15 protein-coding genes and 1 pseudogene are annotated in these 20,859 nt (G+C 59.5%); 4 read left to right on the top strand and 12 right to left on the bottom strand.

Going from position 1 to position 20,859, the window contains the following annotated elements; all coding sequences use genetic code 11:
* Positions 1-288 precede the first annotated feature (288 nt).
* The 9 genes from IVB24_RS13445 to IVB24_RS13405 form a co-directional block, all read right to left on the bottom strand.
* On the bottom strand, positions 289-801 hold the full coding sequence (locus tag IVB24_RS13445) for a lipocalin-like domain-containing protein (RefSeq protein WP_247773170.1): 513 nt from the start codon (positions 799-801) through the stop codon (positions 289-291).
* 498 nt (positions 802-1,299) lie between these two features.
* Positions 1,300-1,836, bottom strand: coding sequence for a hypothetical protein (locus tag IVB24_RS13440; protein WP_247773169.1), 537 nt, complete (start codon positions 1,834-1,836; stop codon positions 1,300-1,302).
* Positions 1,837-1,924: 88 nt separating this feature from the next.
* Positions 1,925-3,289 carry a hypothetical protein gene (locus IVB24_RS13435; protein ID WP_247773168.1) on the bottom strand — a complete coding sequence of 455 codons (1,365 nt, stop codon included), beginning with the start codon at positions 3,287-3,289 and terminating at the stop codon, positions 1,925-1,927.
* A gap of 12 nt (positions 3,290-3,301) precedes the next feature.
* Complete coding sequence (locus IVB24_RS13430) at positions 3,302-3,823, bottom strand: Mov34/MPN/PAD-1 family protein (RefSeq protein WP_247773167.1); 522 nt, start codon at positions 3,821-3,823, stop codon at positions 3,302-3,304.
* A complete protein-coding gene (locus IVB24_RS13425; RefSeq protein ID WP_247773166.1) occupies positions 3,777-4,262 on the bottom strand; it encodes a hypothetical protein in 486 nt (161 codons plus the stop codon). The genes IVB24_RS13430 and IVB24_RS13425 overlap by 47 nt, the downstream gene beginning before the upstream one ends.
* 2 nt (positions 4,263-4,264) lie before the next feature.
* Positions 4,265-4,756 carry a hypothetical protein gene (locus tag IVB24_RS13420; RefSeq protein ID WP_247773165.1) on the bottom strand — a complete coding sequence of 164 codons (492 nt, stop codon included), beginning with the start codon at positions 4,754-4,756 and terminating at the stop codon, positions 4,265-4,267.
* 72 nt (positions 4,757-4,828) lie between these two features.
* Positions 4,829-8,158, bottom strand: a complete 3,330-nt coding sequence (locus tag IVB24_RS13415; RefSeq protein ID WP_247773164.1) for an ATP-dependent helicase — start codon at positions 8,156-8,158, stop codon at positions 4,829-4,831.
* A gap of 2 nt (positions 8,159-8,160) precedes the next feature.
* Positions 8,161-8,766, bottom strand: coding sequence for a hypothetical protein (locus tag IVB24_RS13410; protein ID WP_247773163.1), 606 nt, complete (start codon positions 8,764-8,766; stop codon positions 8,161-8,163).
* Positions 8,763-9,587 carry a hypothetical protein gene (locus IVB24_RS13405; RefSeq protein WP_247773162.1) on the bottom strand — a complete coding sequence of 275 codons (825 nt, stop codon included), beginning with the start codon at positions 9,585-9,587 and terminating at the stop codon, positions 8,763-8,765. The genes IVB24_RS13410 and IVB24_RS13405 overlap by 4 nt, the downstream gene beginning before the upstream one ends.
* A 335-nt stretch (positions 9,588-9,922) precedes the next feature.
* Here IVB24_RS13405 and IVB24_RS13400 point away from each other — a divergent pair, with 335 nt between their 5' ends.
* Positions 9,923-11,218, top strand: a complete 1,296-nt coding sequence (locus IVB24_RS13400; protein ID WP_247773161.1) for a DUF2130 domain-containing protein — start codon at positions 9,923-9,925, stop codon at positions 11,216-11,218.
* 214 nt (positions 11,219-11,432) lie between these two features.
* On the opposite strand, the gene IVB24_RS13395 is transcribed toward IVB24_RS13400, so the two are convergent.
* On the bottom strand, positions 11,433-13,973 hold the full coding sequence (locus tag IVB24_RS13395) for a hypothetical protein (protein ID WP_247773160.1): 2,541 nt from the start codon (positions 13,971-13,973) through the stop codon (positions 11,433-11,435).
* 86 nt (positions 13,974-14,059) lie between these two features.
* Positions 14,060-16,453, bottom strand: coding sequence for a hypothetical protein (locus IVB24_RS13390; RefSeq protein ID WP_247773159.1), 2,394 nt, complete (start codon positions 16,451-16,453; stop codon positions 14,060-14,062).
* A 99-nt stretch (positions 16,454-16,552) separates the two neighbouring features.
* On the opposite strand from IVB24_RS13390, the pseudogene istA reads away from it, so the two are divergent.
* The 3 genes and pseudogenes from istA to IVB24_RS13375 form a co-directional block, all read left to right on the top strand.
* Positions 16,553-18,043, top strand: a pseudogene (istA, locus tag IVB24_RS13385) (IS21 family transposase); the annotation flags it as partial.
* Between the two features lie 8 nt (positions 18,044-18,051).
* Positions 18,052-18,915, top strand: a complete 864-nt coding sequence (istB, locus tag IVB24_RS13380; RefSeq protein ID WP_346771335.1) for an IS21-like element helper ATPase IstB — start codon at positions 18,052-18,054, stop codon at positions 18,913-18,915.
* Positions 18,916-19,069: 154 nt separating this feature from the next.
* A complete protein-coding gene (locus IVB24_RS13375) occupies positions 19,070-19,411 on the top strand; it encodes a hypothetical protein (protein ID WP_247773158.1) in 342 nt (113 codons plus the stop codon).
* A gap of 430 nt (positions 19,412-19,841) precedes the next feature.
* Here IVB24_RS13375 and IVB24_RS13370 read toward each other — a convergent pair whose 3' ends face one another.
* On the bottom strand, positions 19,842-20,657 hold the full coding sequence (locus tag IVB24_RS13370; protein WP_247773157.1) for a DUF5131 family protein: 816 nt from the start codon (positions 20,655-20,657) through the stop codon (positions 19,842-19,844).
* Positions 20,658-20,859: the final 202 nt, after the last annotated feature.

The raw sequence follows: 20,859 nt of genomic DNA, 5'->3' as shown, positions 1-20,859 counted from the left end.
GCCCCATCATGCAATCGACGTCGATAGCGCGTCGCTAACTTAAATTACTGCGCGCACTCGAACACAGGTAAAAATTGCTGTGCCGACATGGGGCGAATTGGCCCGCTATGCTCCGTGAGCGGACCTGGTCTCCCTAGCGGCGTCTGTTCGCCACGGCGGCTAAAGGAAATGCAATCGTGGCAAGGGGGCGTTCGCATTCGAACAACGACTTCTGCTCTCCTCCCGACACCAGACCTACCGAAGCAGTGCGCCAACCAACGCGAAAGGCGACAGCCTGGCTTGAGGATTTTACTTCGCGCGCTTAAACACCAGTTCCAGCGTGACGCCGGCTGGCGTGCGTGGGTTTGTAAACATCAACTCGTCGTCGCTGATTGATGTCACGATCCGACGTTGATTTGGTGCTCCCGCCAAGTTGGGAAACGAGCTCGTCTCGATGTTGACGTGGATAGTTTTGGAGCCCTCCTCCACGGTGTACGTACCGGTATATGCAACCACGCCTGACGCGATAGCCATAGCTTCCTCAGGGGACGGGCGCGCAGAGTCACCTGATGCATATTTTGGAGCGTCAGAGCGGACTGTAATGAAGTGAAAGTGACCATCGGAGGTATAGGTGACTGCGCCTTTTGACTTTGGCCGCTCTACTGCACTGCCATCCTCGCGCGTGCCTTTGCTGGACTCGTAGATCCAAGTGCCGATCAGTTGCTCCTTGAGAGACTTTGTTTGGGAGAAACTGTCGGTCGGGAGCGCTGAGATTGAAATCAACGAAGCAACAAAAAGTCCAAGTGCAAAACGCCTGCTCATAAGACACCTCTGCTTTGGGATGCAGGCAAGCTTACACAGCAGTTGCAGTGCCAGCAACGGGTCATAGCCAACGTCAGCTTCGGGCCGATTTTGTTGTAAAAGTCGGTTGAGACAAGCCCTACAGTGGACGTTCATAAATTCCGGCCCCTTCTGACGAGGATAGACCACTCTTCTGGTGGGTGGACCGAGCCGTCTGCAACCTCGGAAAAGAAAAAGACCGCCAGAGCAGGCTCCTAACCGCTGATGTACCGCACGCCACGACACGAAGAATATGTCGGGGCGGAGGAACTTTGCCAGACGCGCTCTTGGACTGATAAGCTTTTGTTAGAAACCTTATCAGTTGAAGAACTGACTCCAGTTGCGACCAAGCTATCAGTTGGCAGACCTACTCCATTTGCCAACGACCTTATCGGTTAGCGGACCGGTTCCATCTGCGTAAGTTCTGGGTGAAAACTCTGGGCACCGCAGAAGGCCGCGTCGATTGAGCGGTGTGGGTTTTTAGTGGTCGGGGAGCTCGCCCTTGCAGTGTTCACCGCGCCAGACAGCTTGATTGATCGAAGGCCTTTTTACGTTGATCTTAGCGAGATCAGCGTCCGACAGCGACTGGAAAAGCACGAACGCGGCCATGCGGTGCGCCCCGTCGATCAGACTCATGCCGTCGGCCCGCTGCATGGTGACGGGTGCGCGTGGAAAGGTCCCGTTGTCGCGAATGTAAATCCAAGGCTGCGCCACCCTTTTCTTGGTACTCGCGTCAGCTTGGCCGGCGTTGAATTTGGTCACAATGTCCGAGACATCAGCCTTGGCCTTCGATGCCAGATCGTCAAGACCACAGCGAGTCGTCACCTTCTTCCATGTCACCTGCTTCCACCACGACAGCGGCTTTCCACCGAGAAGCCCGGCCCAACGATGGGCACCAAGCGGCTCCGGCGGCGGCCAACCGCAATCGGGTTCATTGGCGAAGTAAAGCAGCCATTGCTCGATGACATCGTCCGGCCATTCCGGAAGATCCTTCTTGATATCCGCCAGCGAAACCATGCGCCCTCCCCAGGGGTCAAAAATCACCCGTTGTCAGCTCACCCACCGAACCGCCTGCACCACCGTATATAGTGCAAGGCGCCCATGATCATCTCTCGATTGCGGCCTCGACGTGCCCGAAGGCGTAAGGCGGCGCCGGTTGGGCCACACCTTCAACGGACTCAAGCGCCAGCACCGACCCGGCCAACACTTCGAAAGCCGCGCCACCGTGGAGCCGGCGAAGCAGCTCGGAGACGACCATCACGCCTGCGGTCAAGCCAACAAACGGAGCGCCGACTGTCCGGGATGCGAGTTGCGTCAGCCCGCACGCGTCCGCGCCGGCTTCTCGCAGCGCCTCATAGGCCGGCAAGTTTTCGACGCTGTGCGTGGCCGGAGGCGTGTCGCCGCCCCAGATGTTCTCTGCCCTCTCGGAGCCCGGAAAGGTGTGGAGTGACAAACTGCGGAACGCTTCCGGCCCAGCCCCGAGACCGGCCTCGACCACGAGGCCGAAGCCCGGGTGTTCAAGCGCGGCCCGCGCGTTGGGATTATCGACACCGCACAAGGCGACGGCGGGGTCATCCGGCGTGCGCGTGGTCCACGGGCCGAACCGGTTTTCAACCACGGCCGTATCGAAGTCGCGCTCGTCAAGCCAGGCGGCGATCCTGCGCGCCTTGCGTTGCCCGACATCTTTGAGGAACGACAGCAGCGAGGTGCTGTCGTTGGAGGTAGCGAGGCGATCATCGTCTTGAAGGACAAGCTTGACGTCCTTGGTATCCGTGTACGGTAACGCCGCCAACGCCCAAGCATAGGCCTGCCCAAGATTGCCGAGCCCAATCAACCAGAGCCGCGAAGGCAGCCAGCTCAAGGCTGGTTCGGACGGGTCTTGGGCCAGCCAGTCCGAACCCGGATTCCAAAGAGACATACCAAGCGTGCGGTGCCCGGCCATCGCGTGATCCTTGGCATGGTAGGCGAAGGCTTCGGCCGCGCAGCACGCCGCCGCAAGCATCGGCGTCAGCGGTACCGCGGCCTCAACGATTGCCGCATCACCGGCGCGTGCCGGCACGACGCCACCACGCCACCCCGACCAGGCCAATCGCCACGCCGCCCGCTTCGAGACCGGAGCCGGCACCTTACCGATGACGGCAATCGGCCAGCCCCGCCTGGGGCGTCGGGCCACACGCCCGCCCAGTTCCTTGAGCGCCCGCGTGAGGCTTCCCGGCCGCGTCAGCCGCGTCACCGACTTGGCGTCCTTCGGCACGCCGACGACCGTCACGCCGGCGAGAAAGCTCCGGCGCGCCGCATTGACCAATGTCAACAACGCCACCTGCTCATCGCGCGAGGTCGCAATGTCCGGGCCCACCAGAATGGTGAGGCCGAAGCTCTGCAAGATCGCCATCGCCTCGCCGTGCGTCGCCGCGCGCCCAGAATCCATGAAATATTTTGCGCCGCGATGGAGTGTGGAAGAATCAAGCATGGGAGAGCCTCCTTAAGCCCAGAAGCCGCGATAAAAATACCCACGTGCGCGCCGACCGCCGCGGTTGTGCCAGACGTGATCGCCGACATATTCGTAGACGCCGAGCGCGGCGCGGCCGATCGGCCAGCGCGCGAACTCCGGCACGATGATTGCGATGTGGCCTTCGCGGGCGACCATCGGATTTTGCCGGTCGGAATCACTCTGAAATGCCGAACCCGGATGGGTATGTGCGTCGGCGACAACCGTCAGGTTCTTTTCGCGGCAGATCGACCACAGCTTCGAGAAAGCGTCGCCGTGCAGCACACACACGCCGCTCGCATAGGCGAGCGGATCGAGTTCGTCGTAAAAGACGGCTTCACGAACAACCTTGCGATCGCCATCATTGACGCCAAGGAGGAAGGCGCCGGCTTCGTGTCGTCTGCCACCGCGCCGTTCGAGCTCAGCAACGATTTTGCGCCAGAGCTTCGGCGCGCACCGCAGCCGGTGGCTAGGCGCTACGAACGCCCGAATAGTCGCTGTCAAAGAAAAGGCCATGAAGCTGCTCCAGGTAACAGATGATTCCGCGATCCGGCTGCCACAGGCGGCTCGGATGTTCGTTGCGCCAGTTGGGGTGCCCTTCGATCGACATGCGATCACATGGCAGATAGAGGCACTGGCCGTTCTTCCAATCCGGCCGAAAGACCGACGAGACGATCTTTGGCCCGGTCGGCCACCGCGCTCCCGGCAAGGGCCGGTTCGCCGCGTGATCCCACGGTTGCGCCGACGCCGGCGTTGCGCGATAGCCCGAACAATTGAAGCGAAACTCGAACTGCTCCGGCGCGCCGGGCAGCGGCGGCGCCGCGACCGCGAACATCGCGTACGGCCACTGGGTCGCGAGGTGGCGCCACCGGCCTTCGAGCTCGCCGCACCGAAACGCCGGTGCGGCGAGATCAAGTTCAAACAGGACCCGATCGGGAGGCAGGGGCGCGTTCATCGTTAGCCCTCGACCCGCTTTTCGGGCACGAAGTCGAAGCAGAGCGTGCACGGGTGGCCGTGAACCAGCTCGTGCAGCGGCGTGTCTGCCGCCGGCCGCTCCGTCGACTTGCAGATCTGCAGCACGTGCTCGGCGGCGTCCTTCGGGCTCACCTTGAAGGTGTGCGCCGCCCAGGCCTTGACGGCGCGAACCCGTGCGCCGGGCGCGAACTCGTGCTCCGCCGTGCGCTCCAGATAGTGCACAGTGGTCTTGATCCGCTTGCAGCGGCTGACGTGCACACGCGAACCATGGCGAAGACCGTGAACCACATGGCCGTGATCGCCGTGCAGTGGCTCTTCCGCCTCGTCGAGGAAGATGTGCATCTCGGCTTCGAGAACCACACCAGCCGCTTCGATCGCCTTACGGACGTCGCCGAGCGTCGCGGCCTCGATCACCTGCGCCTCGATAACGCCGGGACGCTCGTGAACCTGAATGAAGATGATGTTCTGTGTCATTGCTTTCCTTTCCGGGGTCCAATTGCCCCTCTCAAGGAAAGCGTCGCGGCGGCCAAAAAAGTGGAAGTGCCGTCAAGCCCCGGTGCAGATGAAGTAACTCGGGCAGTTCGGGCAGCGGCGCGCCTCGGGCACCGCGTGAAACGCGCCGCGCTCGATCCCCGTGATCGCCTCGGCGTATTCCGCGATGAGCTTGTCGTCGCTCTTGGGCAGAACCAGCATCACTTCGCCGGTGGCGAGGTAGAAGGCCTCGACCGTAATGCGCCGGCCGGGATACTGCTGCTGCGCGCCCTTCCGCAGAAGCGCGTAGATCCGTTTGCCGGACTCCGACTTTGTCTTCTTACCGGTGCGAATACGCTGGACCCGGACCGAGCCGTCCGCGCCGATCAAGACACGGTCCGGCGTGATGAGCACCTGGCGCCGGCCAACCGGTATCGACCAGTCATGCCGGTCATAGGTGGCCGTCTCCAGCGCGATCGCCTCGGCCATCCTGCGAACCATGCCGTCAGCATTATTGCGATGAAACTTCTCGAAGGCGTGGCCGACCGGGCCGTCTTCCGCCCACACTGCCGCGAGCTGCGCCAGCCCCTCGGCGACCGTCTTTGTCCTGCCCGCGGCGCGCTCCGCCTCCAGCCACCCCACGGTCTTATAGACGCAACGATGGAAACGCAGATAGGCAGACTCATCCCGCCCGCCACGCAAGCCATTTATATACTCGTTGCGGTAACGCGCGGGGCATTGCGTGTAGATTTCGAGTTCGCGCTCGGTATAGGCATCTTTTCCGACGAACGGCGTCAATTCACGTGGTGGCGTATACGTCCGGCCCGAGCCGGCAAATGTTGATGGCGCCACCAAGCCGTTCAAGAACCCCAGAAACTTCGAGGGGTTTGTGTTTCGCTTCTCGGTATATTTTTGCGCATGGCTGATGGACAGCACGTCGCGGGCGCGCGACATGGCGACGAAGAATAGGCACTCCTCTTCGGCGTCGCGCGCGCCCGGCTGCATGACAAGACGGATCAAGGCCGGCGGCGGCTCGATGCGGCCACCGCCGCGCGTGCTCGGCATATATCCCGTTGCGATCACCGGTAGATGGACGCCCCGAAACTCAAGGCCCTTGCTGCCGTGAATGGTCATGACTCGCACCGCGTCAAGATCGGAGGCTTCTGACGAGATGGCGCGGTACGCGGTGTCCTCGTTAAGCGCCTCGATCCGTCTTATCCGATCAAGGAAGCGCTTCCGATTGGTCTGCCCCATCGCACCATATTCACCGCAGACTTTCAGGAGCTGGTAAATCGCAATCAACTTCTGCTGCGCGATGGTGCTGTTGCCGGTTGCCAACTTTCGAAGATAGTCGCTTCGCTCAAACAACCATGTGCTCAGAAGCACCCAGGGCGACGCCCGCTGAAGGCCATCGAGCTCCGCGCCAAGACGCTTCAGTCCCGCCCGGCCCGTGGGCGTGAGCGCTTCGATTTCATCAGCACGCCTCAGCGCTTCGAAGTACGACTCTTTCTGCTCGCGCGACCATGCGATCAACGCCAGGATGTCGGGTTTCGGAACCGCGTAGTCGGGGAGTGCCGCAACGCGCAGAAGACCAAGCCCTCCGAGTTCCGCATCGACGCTCAAGAGCGAAAGCAGATCGCGCACTTCCGACCGCTCGAAAAGATCGCCAAGATAAAGCAGTGGCACGCCCAGTTGTTCGAGAATGCCGGTGATGCGGCCGAGCGTCAGGTGCGAGCGGGCAAGTATAGCCTGCTCACCATACGGAATACCCGCCGTGCGCAATTGCTCGATCCGGCGCTGAATGGCCTCGCCCTCCGCCGAAAGCGACGGCGTGGCCGTGACCGTGACCGGGTTTCCTACCCCGCGCGTCGGCGTCCAGGTGCCTCCCATCCGGCCACCGCTCATCGACGCGCTAAAGCGCGCGAATGCCTTCACAATCGGCGCATGGGAACGATAATTGTTGGCCAGCGCGTGGCGCTTCCCGCCAAATGTCTTTTCGAAGGTCGCGACATTGGACGGCTCAGCGCCGCGGAAACGATAGATCGATTGGCGCGGGTCGGCCACGACCCAGACATCGACGCCAGCCTTGGTGAGCGCCCGAAGGAGTTCGGCGCTGGCAAAGTTCACGTCCTGAAACTCATCAACGAGAATGTGCTTGAAACCGGCGACGTAGGCCTGCACCTCCGGGTGGTGCTGGATGAGATCGCAGGCCATCACGACCAGATCGCCAAAATCAACCGCATCAGCGCGCTTTAGCTCTTCCTCGTAGATGCGGTAGATCGCGGCCACTTCCAGCGCACGGTCTGCGTCTTCCCGCTCTTCCTCCGTCCGGGCGGCCTTCTTGAAGGCAATCGCCTCGGCTTCGTAATCCTCGACAGAGATTCTTTCATCCTTGCAGCGCGAGATAACCTTCAGAACCGGCACGAGCTCGTAGGCGGGCTCGTACAGGTTCTGAAAATGCTTCAGCGGCAGTTTCTCAAGATTAGCTTCGAGGAGCTCGAGCTGTCCCGTCTGGTCAAGCGTGCGCACGTTGACCGTGCGGCCAAAGCGCAGCGGCCATTTGGTCACGAGCTCCAGGCCGAATTGGTGAAACGTACCGACCCACATCTCAATCGAGGCGTCGGGATTCATGGTCGCGATACGCTCGCGCATTTCTTCCGACGCCTTGCGAGAGAAGGTGAGCGCCAGAAAAGACGCAGGTGTTGCGTGCTCGTCCAGTTGCCGTTGAATGCGGCGGACCAAGGTTCGCGTCTTGCCGGTACCCGGCCCGGCTTCCACGAGCAGCGGCCCACCATCCCACATCACCGCAGCTTGCTGACTGTCGTCGAGATCATGCACGATCGACGGTGCGATTTCAGGCGCGGGCCCGATAGGCGGCAAGAGTACGGCGCGAACCATCTGGTTCATCACAAGCGAAACCGGAAGCCCCAGTTCCTTGGCGACGCTCTCGGGCCGCCGGTTTCCGTCTATAAATTGCTTACGAAGCCAATCGCCCGGGCAGAGAAACTCGCCAGCAAAGATGTCGGCTTGCACCTCCTTCCGCTCAGTGGGCGAGTACCCTTCAACCTTGCCCGCGCCGCTATCGACGGGGTCGCCACCCAAGCTGTCGGGGCGCACCGTCACTTCGTTATGCGGATCATGATGCAGGTGGAAGTGCCCGATCTCATGCGCGATAACCACCCGCTCCAGTTCGGGCTCCAGATCTTTCTGAATCCTCACCAATCGAAAGGCGCGGTTCAACGCCCCCAGGGTGCCGGGCGCGAAGTCATGGGGTTCGACTTCGAGGTTATCCGCCGCGAGCGCGACAGCAAGAACTTTCTCGGCGTGGCGATCGCCCTTTGTTTCCACCAGCGCTTTCGCGTGGCAGGCACGAGCCTTCCTGCGAATATCGACCCAGGCATCCACTCTTAATCTCCCTCAAGCCAATAGCGCACGCGATCAGGCGACATGCGGCTGTTCGCAATAATCTCGTCGCAGGTCCGCCGTTTCAGCGTTGGAGCACCAGTTGACTTGGCATGACCCAAACGTGGGTTCGCCAAAGCAAGATCGAGCGCCCGATCGAAAGCACCAGCCGTGATAGCAAGCGCCTGGCAAACAGCATCCATGAGCCGCTTCCGGATCGGACGCAGCATCGCGCCGTCAAACAGATCGGCTAAAACGCCACGCGCGATATCCATCGCGCGCGCCATTTCAATCACGTCAACGTTGCGCGCCGCCGCGATATCGTGAAACGACGCCGCAACATCCGGCTGCGCGTCTTTCTGCTGTGCGGCGTAGATCGCATTGAGCGCGTTGCTATACGCGGTATTGAGAACGGACTCACTGATGTCCTCTGCTTCCTCAACACGCACTGCCGCTAGGTCGCGCGCGACGGCTGCGTGCGCCCGGATATCGTCGGCATATTTTGGGAAGCGCTCTGTCCATTCCAGAATTTGATCAACGCTCGGCTTTTCGCATGCCTCATGAAAAGCCATCAGCACCCGATCTCTCTCCTTATCTCGAACGTCTTTCATGAGCTCACCTTTTTATTTGTCAGTTCCTTGAACTCGGCGGAGTTCTGCAGGAGCTCGATCATCTCCGCAATCCACACCTCAGCCCATTTCGGCGAGATGCCTACCGCCTGCGCAATCGACAGTGTCCGTTTCGATCCATTCGGCACGTCTTCCATGAAGAGCCGGAAGGCAAGCCGCTTGCGATCGTCCGTGATATGCGACAGCACCCGCTCCACATCCAGTTGCTCATCCAACTGCCGCATCGCATCGAGCAAGGCCGGGTCCGGGTTGGACCTCGGCCCGGCCGAGATCGCATCGTCGCCGTGAAACCCGTCTTCCGCCGGCGGGTCGTGTGTGACCACGAGGTGCGAAACCTCGCGGGCCTTGTCCCGGTCCGTCGGCACGGCATCCGGGTCTTCGTTCTTCTTTACCTCGCGGAGCTTGGGCTCCAGCGGAATGCGGCTGTGCTTGTTAGCCAGGGCGATTGCATCGAGGCAGCGAAACTTCACGATACCGCCAAGGCCGCTGCGCATCGTTCTCCCGTCTTCGGAATCCTTGTCCAATAACGAGGTCCAGATACCGCCATGCACCAGAAGGATGATGTCCTCGCCCTTGTTAGGCTTGTTGGTGCCGATGTATCTGCGGGCCATCTTCATGATGACGTCTGACAGATGCTTCGCGATCGAGTTTAATACCCTGGGGTCGGCATCTGGGCCCAGGTCCTGCACTGCGCAAAGCAGGACTTCCGGTCGGTAAGTACCTAGTTTTCCTCGCGCCACGGCCGAGCGCCAGCCCTCAAGGTCCCAGGAGGCCGGGGGGGCGTCCTCGCTTTCGTCTGCCATTGGCGGTAGCCTCGCTGTTGAACGCTGTCTCTCAAGGAAAGCGCCGCAGCCCCCGAAAAAGTGGAAGTGCGAATATCACAACCGTGGAGCGATCCATTCATTTCCGCAACTCATAAGAAAACATAAGCAATTTCAATTTTTTATTTTGCGCCTCGCCCCGCTCGAATCGAACGTCGCGGCAATCCACACCCGCCTAGAGATTGGAGCGAGCGAGGAAAATCGAACTTCACTGGGTTATTTTCCCTCTTGGGGCTTTCTTGGGGATCAATCCAACTCAGCGTTGACCGAAAGGTCGGACTCAGCCAAAATGAACAAAACAGGAACAATTATTTCTGATGGCTGAACACGTCCACGAACCGCACGTCCCCTGCCCCAAGTGCGGGCACCAAATTCCGCTTACGGAGTCGATTGCGGCACCTTTGTTGGAAGCCGAGCGACGCGGCTTCCAAGCCAAACTTGCCGCGAAAGAAACGGAGTGCTCTCGCAAAGCTGACGAGTTGCGACAACAGCGAGATGAACTAGCCAAAGCAAGGGCTAACGTCGAAGAGCAGATCAAGCAACGGCTGGAGACCGAACGCAGGCAAGTCGTAGCTGCCGAAGCTAAAAAGGCACGGGACGCTGTGGCTTCAGATCTTCAGGCGCGGGCGAACGAAGTTGCGGAGCTGCAACAGACACTTGAGAGCAATAACATCAAGCTGGCGGAAGCTCAGCAGGCACAGGCCGAGCTCATGCGGAAGCAACGGGCACTTGATGACGAGAAGCGCGAGCTAGATCTGACGATTGAAAAGCGTGTGCAAGCGTCTCTCGAGACTGTCCAGACCAAAGCTCGCCAAGAGGCTGACGACGCGGCTCGGTTGCGAGTCGCCGAGAAGGATCAAACCATTGAGTCAATGGCACGCACTATCGAAGAGCTAAAGCGCAAGGCGGAGCAAGGGTCGCAGCAATCACAAGGCGAGGTCCTAGAACTTGAGCTCGAGGAACTTTTGCGCGGGCGCTTTCCGACAGACTCAATCGATCCAATCGGCAAAGGCGAGCTCGGTGCTGACGTGATGCAGCAGGTGAACGGAGCTATCGGCCAACCTGCCGGCATCATTCTTTGGGAAACAAAGCGCACCAAAGCCTGGAGTGATGGGTGGCTCGCCAAATTGCGGGACGACCAGCGGCGATCCGGTGCCGACGTGGCCCTAATTGTCTCTCAAGCCTTACCCAAGCATGTCGAGCAGTTTGACCTAGTCGACGGCGTTTGGGTCGCTCATCCTCGTTGCGCTCTTCCGGTCGCCGTGGCCCTCCGCCAGGGTCTACTTGACGTAAGTAGCTCACGACTGATTCAGCAGGGTCAGCAAACGAAAATGGAGCAAGTCTATCACTATCTGACCGGCACGAAGTTTAGGCAACGCGTGGATGCCGTTGTCGAAAAATTCAACGATATGCGGGACGACCTCGACAAGGAACGCAAATTCATGGGGCGTCAGTGGGCTAAGCGAGAAACGCAAATCCTATCCGTACTCGACTCTACAGTAGGCATGGTCGGCGATTTGCAAGCGATCGCCGGCAAGGCGATGCCTGAGATCCCAAGCCTAGACGTGCCAATGTTGGAGGATGCGACCGCCCCTCAACGGAAAGTTGGATGAGCTCGACACTGACGTAACGATCTAAGCTCTTCCCCTGCGGATTTCGATCAGCTCATCGATGAAAAGCCAGCCAGCTCCGACTGGCTAGCTTTTCTTAATTTCCTTATCAGTCTGCGATTGGCACGGTGTGCGACCGCCCCTGTCGCCTCTTGCTCGGTCGATCGAGCGGGATCGGCTGAGACTTTTGTCCCGAGATGAGAAGGAAACCTGACTGTTAACGCCAGATTTCACCTAGGCGGAACGTCAGTTCCTGCGCAGCAGGCCAGCCGGCTCGCGCAAAGACATCGAGACAGTCCATAAGATCGTCCAGGCGGGCACGGTCGGTGAAGACAGCGCGATAATCGGCCAGATAGAGCTCCACAATGCGCACGATTAGTTCTGCAGCCATATGTTCGTCGCTGTAACCACCTTGCTGGGCTGATCTCACGGCTTGGGCTATCTGCTCGAAGACTCCCGCCGGATCGATTTGGATAAACATCTCAAGCATCTGGATCAGGTGGTGCGCAATCGGCGCTACAATTGCGTTGGCCAAGCGGCTCACGATCGGCTTCGTTTCCTGATAAAAGCGAACCAGCTGCGGCGAGAGCTCTATCTGTTGCACATTGCCGTGATGGTTTCCCGTCGCGAAATGCAAACGCTGAGACACTTCGTTCAACAGTCCGAACATACTACTAACGACAGTCTGGTCTTCAGAGGGCCAGGTGTTAAAGGATCGCATGTCAAGGCGCGTAGCGCGCTCTTCGATTTGCTGAAAGGCGCGTTCGATCACGACCGTATAAAAGGCCAGTGTCCTGCGCCGTGGAAGGTTATCAGCGGCGGAGGCATCTTCAACATTGCCTCTCAGTAAAGAACTCGAATAGCGGGCGACAAGCGCTGTAAGATGGTCGGCGTCCCGCGGCATGGCGTCGATTTGGCTAGCGGCAAATTGATCCGCCTCGTCGCTTTTGCCATGGATGTGGATATCAAAAATGAGCGTTGCAGCATCCGCTCGGCACCTCGCCATACCGGGCTCGTCCTTGCCCGCATAGCGGCGTAAAACACCTTTGGCAGCTTTGATTACACGCGGAATGTCGAGATAGGCCAATCGAGCCACTGCTTCAATGGCGGCATTGACCACACCACGCGCACGATCTTTGGCGAGAGCATATTCCAGTTCCGACCACATCCAGTCCGCGTCAAGGACATGAAGCATCGGCAGGCTCTGGACAACATTAAGGCGCACTTCCGGCATGCGGTCTCGGGCGAGCTTGCGAAGCGCCGACATGACTTCGGGGTCTTGTTTTTTCGACGCCCGCGTAAAATCAAGCAGCCCGCGCGCGGCAGCTGTGCGCGCGGAAGGACCGCCCCAATGCGGGCTATCGTTGAAATTGTTGGCGTGCTCAGCGTTGAAGCGCGGATTCTTGCTGGTGGCGCTGAACAGCAGGATGTCCCGCAAGAGATCATGCACGGAAGCCGCGGCCAGTACCGGCGGCTTAGCTCGAGCCAGCCGCCCGGCGGCCTCGGCCAGATGGCCACATGCATGATCAATCAAGGTCTCCGAGACCTTGCGGGGTATTTTTGCGTTGAGCCGCTTGTAGAGCTTCGTCAGGACAGCAAGCTGCCGTCGAACCGACGCGAGCGAAAGATCCGTACTACCGTCCGGGGCCTTAAGCTCCTCCACGGCGCGCATCAACTCGCGAATAGTTGCGCTCTCGGGATCCTTGAGCGACACACCTTCAGATTCCAGATAAGCATCGGTGTCGAAATCTCGCGTCGAAGTTGTCATGCGCATGACCGGAGCATTGTTGGCCAACTCTCCAGCCTGCTCCAGCGTCTGCACGAAGGCCCGCATTACTTCCGTCGCGATCAGCGTCCGTGGGATGCAGCCGACGAGAATAGATTTATTTCCCTTTGTTGCCGGATCGTCGTCGGTCAGGGACAAGATCGAGGCTTCAATAGCGGCACGATCTTCCGGCGTCAGTGTTGGATAGGCCGCCGTAATGAACCCGCCCAATTGAAACCGGCTATCAAAACTGTGCATGACCGGCGTCGCGCAGGCCACAGGTAGCAGGGGCGCGGCGTAGAGATCAGGCCGTTTTGTGCCGACGACAAGCAAGCTGGTCCAAACCGCAGCCACAACGTGCGGTTCCTGTGCGATCGTTGCCACGATTTGCTGGATCGTTGCGGCGGCATCGGCTTGGTTGGCGACGCGACCGAGGAATTCTTCAAATTTGATCAGCAATGCAGGTGCGTCTTGAGATGACCGATAGCCGCCGTTATACCAGGAGTAACTCCAGTCGGTCTCAAAACTTGCGGTATAAGGACCAAGCGAAAACGATGCGCCGTGCACCTCGTCTCCGTTAGGTGCGCGGCGATTTTGTCGCTGAACGTACCCATACAGGCCTCTGACGACAGCACGGACACCCGTCTCTGGATCGTTGTCGAGTATAGCCGGAATCGCTTCCGACAACTGGTACCAGGCACCCTGATAATCCTGACGCCGGTTCGACGTCAGCGCCAGCAGGACGCTATTCCCCATCGGGGTTGTCTGATCCGACGTTTCAGAGAAGCCGTAGGCTGCGTCATAGATATCGACAGCCAACGATGGATCCGCTTTCGCGATCCCCTGGATCTCTTGCGCGACCCATCTTAATTCCTTGTATCCGTGCTCCTTGAGGTGCTCGGGCTCGATCGCCTCCCTCAGCAACACTGCCGAGGCCTGGGGGTCGGTTGCAATGGTTCGCCCGACGGCGATGAGCCCGTTGACGATCATCAACTCGCTTCGGGGCAGCCGTTGCCAGCCAAACCGCAGGAGATCGCGGCTGGCCTTGCCGATTGATGTCACTTGCTCTGGTGTGGCTGTCATAGTGCTTCGACCGCATTCGCAATGAGGGCCCGAACGGCCAGCATCAGCTTATCTTGTCCCATTGCCGCGAGCTTTTCAGCAAATTCCATCCAGGGACCGGCTGCGGACCCCACGAGGGGAACCCCGGAGCGCATGCGAACGAAAAGCGCGCCGACCATGTTGCGTGCAATGTTTTCCGCCGCTTCTTTTTCGGTACCACCGCCTTCAAGGTAATCAAACAGACGATCAAGATCGCTGAGCACGGCGGTTTGTTCGGTGGCGACCATGGGTGCCGCCAGTTGCGCAACACCGGGCAATGTCCCAGCCTGCTCGAGCGTCAGAGCCAATTGCCAGAATGGCCGGTGATCCGGACTTGCGTTCCAGGCGTCGGCCAAAGCGAGCGACAGGCTCGGGCTCAACATGAGCGATAGCTCGCGTCGTGCCTGCAACAAAGCCGTCAAACGATCCGGCTGACGCCCGCGCAGGAATACGAGACGCGCGACAGCGTAATCGAACAGAACGTGATGATTGAAGAGCAAAACGTCTTCGTTCGGCCTTCCGCTCTGGTCTTCAGCATGGAGAATGCCGTTCCGTTCCAGATCAACCAGAGCCTCGGCATCGACGTTCGAGCGGATATCGGTCCGAAAGGCACGAAGCTCTTGGGCATCGATCATTTTCTCCGCAATCGCGGTCAACGCGACTTCACGCGCATCATGCTTTCCGTCATCCCGGCGAATGCGGTGCTGCCAGTAGCTGTCGAGCAGCTCCGACTGGGTCGTGATATCGCTGAGATCCGATCGCGCCACACCAGCATGCAGCAAATCCGCGAGCAAATGCAGATTGAAGATATTTTGAAGGAGATCGCGAAGTTTTGGTGATGCCCGGCTGTGGAGGTCTTCAAGCGCCGGAAGCAACTGCGTGATCTGCAAGATCTCGCTCTCGGACAACCGCCCGACCAATACGTGGCGAACGCTCCGAAATTCGGGATCGGCATAGTCAGCCGCCGGCGGCCTTCCCCGATACAGGGCTGACCACTCCGTTCCTTGCCGCAAATCGTATTTTCGTACCGAAGCCACGACATTCCACCGGCTGTCGGGACGGCGCAACACATCCCCCACCACCTCGCGGAGAAGTTTCTGGGTTTCCGGTTTGCGCGCGGCATCGAGGGCATCAAGAACGAGCAAGCCTCGTTCGGACCCGGGCCAGTTGGCGAGGACCTCGGCAAGGCCGTGAACAATGCTCAACTCAGCCTGGAGCCCGGAAAATGTGTCGACATTCAGCAGATCGACAGGGACGAACACGACATCCCGGCCCGCTTCTCGTGCGTCCGACGCCAACCGATACATCAAGCCACTCTTACCGGCGCCAGGCTCACCGACGAGAAGGAGGGATTGCGTCTCGGCGGCGGCCTGAAAGGATGGCCAGGCTTCGCGCTCGATCGTCAACCGCGGATCGTCCGCAAGCAATCGGACATATCGAGGTGCTGATCCGAGTCGCATGGATGTCCAGTCAGCCAGGGCCGCGACATCGGGCCGAAAATCGGGCATCGCGGTCAACTGAAGACCGGCATCGGTCAGCAAACGCAAAAGCGTCGGCCTATCCGAGCCCGACCGATCGGCGCGCAACCGGGCTGTCAGCTTGACCAGCTCCGCGAGGGCAAGCCCGGCCTGTGACGGCTGCTTCAGAAAATTGGTGCGAAACTGATTATGAACGGTGGCGCGATCTCTCTGCCCGCTTTCCACGTCGAGCTGCTGGATCCATATGAGGCGTAAAAGCGCGTTCAACTGGTCAAGAGTCGGCGCGCGACCGTAAGCCGCTTTCCAGGACCGCTTCAGATTGGTCTCGACGGCCTTTGCGACCTCTCGTTCTGTCTTTGACCGTGCGACTTCTTTCAGCGACTGCACATCGGCAACGTCGCGGACGCGGCGAAGAAGTTCGGGCAGCGCAATCATCACCTTCGATGAACTGGCCCCTCGGGTCGCGAGCACAAGCCGGTCGCGCCGCGCATCTAGAGGCCGGGACCAGGCATGCTTGGCGTCTCGCACCGCGCAGGCCTGAAATTGCCGTACAAACTGATCGAGCGCCGCCGCGAAGCTCGAGCTCTTGGCCGAACTCAGACTGACGCTGCGCTTGGCTTGGACGAAGATGATCCCTTGATCGCTGGTCACCGCGTTGACATCGTCGACAGGCGCCTCCGTTTGACATGCCAACGACAACAGCCGCGTATCGGCGGGAAGATCGAAGGGCGGATCGGCGGTGCCGCCGAGCAACACCACATGTGCGTACCACGTCGCGACGAGCGTTTCGTAGTTGCTGCCGGTCGCCTCGGCCTTACCGCCGGACGAAACCGCCTTTTTGACGGTAAGCTTGCGCGCGGTAGCTTTTTTGCGGCGTATGGTGTGTTTCGGCATGGAATAAGGACCCCGTTTTCGGGGTGATCGGCATCCAATCGGGACCCCGGGATAAGGGTCCACAGTGGCTTCCATCGAGTCATGGAAGCCGAGGTTGGGATGCTGGTGGTGGAGACGATTGGTAAGATCCGTCGCGCCTACTTTGTTGATGGTCGTCCGATCAAGGCGATCTGCCGAGAACTTGGCGTATCGCGGAAGGTGGTTCGCAAGGTCATTCGTTCTCAAGCGACGGAGTTCCGGTACGAGCGCGAGACGCAGCCGCTCCCGAAGATGGGTGCCTGGAGTGCCGAGCTTGATCGGTTGCTGGCAGGGAATGAGAGCAAGGCGGCGCGGGAACGGCTGACACTGATCCGGCTATTCGAGGAGCTTCGCGGCCTGGGTTATGCCGGCGGCTATGATGCGGTTCGTCGATACGCCAGGCGCTGGAGCAAGGAACGCGGGCAATCGACCGCGGCCGCTTATGTCCCGCTGAGCTTTGACCCAGGCGAAGCCTACCAGTTCGACTGGAGCCACGAGGTGGTCCTGTTGAGCGGCACCACGGTAATGGTGAAGGCCGCCCATGTCCGGCTCTGTCACAGCCGCATGCTGTTCGTGCGGGCCTATCCGCGGGAGACGCAGGAGATGGTGTTCGACGCCCACGACCGGGCGTTCGCCTTGTTCAAAGGCACCTGCACCCGCGGCATCTACGACAACATGAAGACCGCCGTAGAGACGATCTTCGTCGGCAAAGGGCGTCTCTACAATCGTCGCTTCCTGCAGATGTGCAGCCACTATCTGGTCGATCCGGTCGCCTGCACGCCAGCGTCGGGCTGGGAGAAGGGGCAGGTCGAGAACCAGGTCGGGCTGGTCAGGGAACGCTTCTTCACGCCGCGGCTGCGGTTCAAAAACCTCGAGGAATTAAACGCTTGGCTGCTCGACAAATGCATCGCCTACGCCAAGGCTCATCGCCATCCGGAGCTAGTCGATCAGACGATCTGGGACGTGTTCGAAGCCGAACGCCCCAAACTCGTTCCCTATGCCGGCCGCTTCGACGGCTTCCATGCGGTGACGGCATCGGTCTCGAAGACCTGCCTGGTGCGCTTCGACAACAACAAATACTCGGTCGCAGCCAGCGCAGTCGGACGACCGGTCGAGGTTCAAGCCTATGCCGATCGCATCGTGATCCGTCAGGATGGACGCATCGTTGCCGAGCACCCGCGATCCTTTGGGCGCGGCGATACCGTTTACGACCCCTGGCATTATGTGCCGGTGCTCGCCCGCAAACCCGGCGCCTTGCGCAACGGTGCTCCCTTCAAAGACTGGGTGTTGCCGGCCGCGATCGAGCGGATCCGGCGCAAGCTTGCCAGCACCGACGATGGCAATCGGCAGATGGTCGATATCCTCAACGCGGTGCTGACTGACGGTCTGCCCGCGGTGGAAGCGGCCTGTGCCGAAGCGCTCAGTCACAGCGTCCATTCCGCCGATGTGGTGCTCAACATCCTGGCCCGTCAACGTGAACCCGCCCCACCGGCCAACATCATGACACCGGCCGCACTGACGCTCCGTCATGCACCGATCGCCGATTGTGCCCGCTACGACAACCTCCGGAGGACCATCTGATGGAACGAACCCAAATCTTCGACCTCATGGGCGAACTCAAGCTCTACGGCATGAAGGCTGCCTTCGACGAGATCATGGCAACTGCCGTCAAGCGCCAGCACGAACCTCAGCGCATTGTCGGCGATCTGCTCAACGCCGAGATCAACGAGAAGCAAGCCAGGTCGATCAAATATCAGCTCACCATTGCCAAGCTGCCGCTTGCCAAGGACATCGCCGACTTTCAGTTCGACGGCACGCCGATCAATCAGACTCTCGTCAATGATCTCGCTGGCGGCGGCTTCATCGCCCAGCAACGCAACGTCGTGCTGGTTGGCGGCACTGGCACCGGCAAAACCCACCTGGCCATTGCAATTGCAAGAAGCTGCATCCGATCCGGTGCCCGCGGCCGCTTCTTCAACGTCGTCGACCTCGTCAATCGCCTCGAGACCGAGACCCGCAACGGACGGCAAGGACGGCTCGCCGAGCATCTGACCCGGATGAACTTCATCGTGCTGGATGAACTCGGCTATTTGCCCTTCGCCCAGTCCGGTGGCCAGCTTCTGTTCCATCTCGTCAGCCGGCTCTATGAGCGCGCCTCCGTCATCGTGACCACCAATCTTGCGTTCGGCGAATGGCCGAGCGTGTTCGGCGATGCCAAAATGACCGCCGCGCTACTCGACCGATTGACCCATCACTGCGACATCGTCGAGACCGGCAACGACAGCTGGCGATTCAAAAGCCGCGACGATGTTCAAACAACCCGCGCTCGCGCCGTCTCCGCAACCCCGACCAGCTCCGACGACCCGAGCGCTACCAGCAGAGCACGCCGATCAAAGGGGTCCATTTTGGATGCCGATAGGGGGTCCCAGTCAAACGCCGATTGACAGAACGCACCTGCACACGATTTCATGGGCTGGCACCTGAGCTACAATCCGGCTGCGGAGAAAGACATGATGCAGACCATTGTCTCCGCGGTCAAAACAAAGAAGTTCGCCAAAGGCATCGAGCTCCGATGACTGCTTGTACAAGGACCTTGTTATGGGCCAGAAATCGGCACCTGCGGCATTCGAGCAGGTTTATGTCCTGGGTCTGGACGAAAAAGGACATCCGCGGGGCGCTCGATTCAGCGTCCTAAAGGACAGCATCGTCTCCGCGGCAATGGATCTAAATTGCCGCGTTCTGATTAGACAAACCGAAGCTGTGTCGAAGCTCGGAATGAAGTTGCCCGTGGGGCACGTCTTCGGCAAAGGCAAGGTAGTGACACTGTTTGTCCCGAACATCGGATGCAGACTTTACAAACAGATATTGGAAGCTCTGCAAGTTGCTGCCATCCAGGAGAGAACAGAGATCGAAGCCGCGATTTCACTCGTCATTCACTGAGTCTTGCAAGAGAGCTGATATTCTTCAACTTCGCTTCTAAAGCCGACCTGATATCTCGATCGAATTTTCAGCGGCCAAGGAAGCAAATTTGCTGAAAAACGTCGCGCCGAGAGGTGCAAACGAGTGCTAATACGGGGATCATTATTAGCAATAAGCGTTATGAGCGATGGCGATGGGTGAAGGCTGATTGCTCGCCGAAGCCAATCGATCAGGCGTCCTTGGCAATTCGCGCAGAGCGCCCGTAGCTGCGAGCGCCACGGCTTCAAGTCGGACCCCAGTGAGACGTTGCCCGCTCCAGGTAGACCACCGGGGCGGGCTTTCTCATGTTGTGGTCGGTGACCTCAACGCGCATCGCTGAACCGCGACCGCAGACATAAACGCCGGGCACAATCCGCTTTCCAGGCCGCCCGCCAGATCCCCTTAGGGACTTTTAATTCCGACCTGGGAATTCACGAACGAGCTTACCATCGACCAACCCGCCACCTTTTCCTTCTGCGTCGATTGCTCGCGCTTCGCGAGCTGTCATCCCTTTCTCCACCACAAGCGGGTTGTTGTCGTAAGATCCCCATTGCTTATGAAATGGCGCAACACCAGAGCGGCTGCAATCGGCGATAACATCGCGAACCCAATGCGGCTTCAACATACGAGCACCCGCACCGCTTTCTCCCCCAGATATCAGCCAATCTGGCAAGAGCCCGTTGGTCGGCAACCGCACGGGCCCAAGAGCAGGCTCGTAGGAAATGAAGCGAATAACCGCAGGTACTTTCTTTAGGCGCTTCCACCGAAAATCAAACCGTGTCTGATCTTCGGCTGTTGTTCCGAGCCACACGTTGGGATACCCATCGCGCCAATCGGACGGCAGCATTTTTTCTATATTCTCTGGTCTTTTCGTGAGTACCAGCCAATCTACTGCATTGCATTTGCGGATCAGCTCGAACAAGTCTTTGCGCCACAAAGCATCAACCTGATTGTCAAAGACGTCGGCGAGTGAAGCGCAAAATACCCGGGGTCGATGGCCATTCTCTTTTTTAAACGTGCGGGCTTGCACGTGCCACTGGATGGGCTTTTTCCAATTTTGCTCTGATGTTCGTTTGCGTTCGCCGTGTGCGCCCCATTGCACCTTTTTATAGCGGTGATCCATCATTGCTTCGGCGTAGCAATTATCACAACCGGGCGACACTTTTTGGCAGCCAATCCATGGATTGAACGTATGATCGCACCATTCTATTTTCGAATTTTCACCCATTAGGACTCTCCAAAAGTTCAGAGCATCGCTCTGCCCGAGACACCGGTCTCGGTGGGATCCTTTACAAGTTCGTTTTCCGCCATGAGCGCTGACTAAACGCACCACCGTCAGTGGCGGACGATGTCGTCTGAGAAGACATTTCAAGGGAACTCGGTGCAGGTATCGCTTCGCGGCGGGCCGTGCTGGAATATTCAATGGGCGA

The organism is Bradyrhizobium sp. 192 (genome assembly GCF_023100965.1).
GTDB classification, from domain to species: domain Bacteria; phylum Pseudomonadota; class Alphaproteobacteria; order Rhizobiales; family Xanthobacteraceae; genus Bradyrhizobium; species Bradyrhizobium symbiodeficiens.
This window is presented reverse-complemented; position numbering and strand designations above follow the sequence as displayed.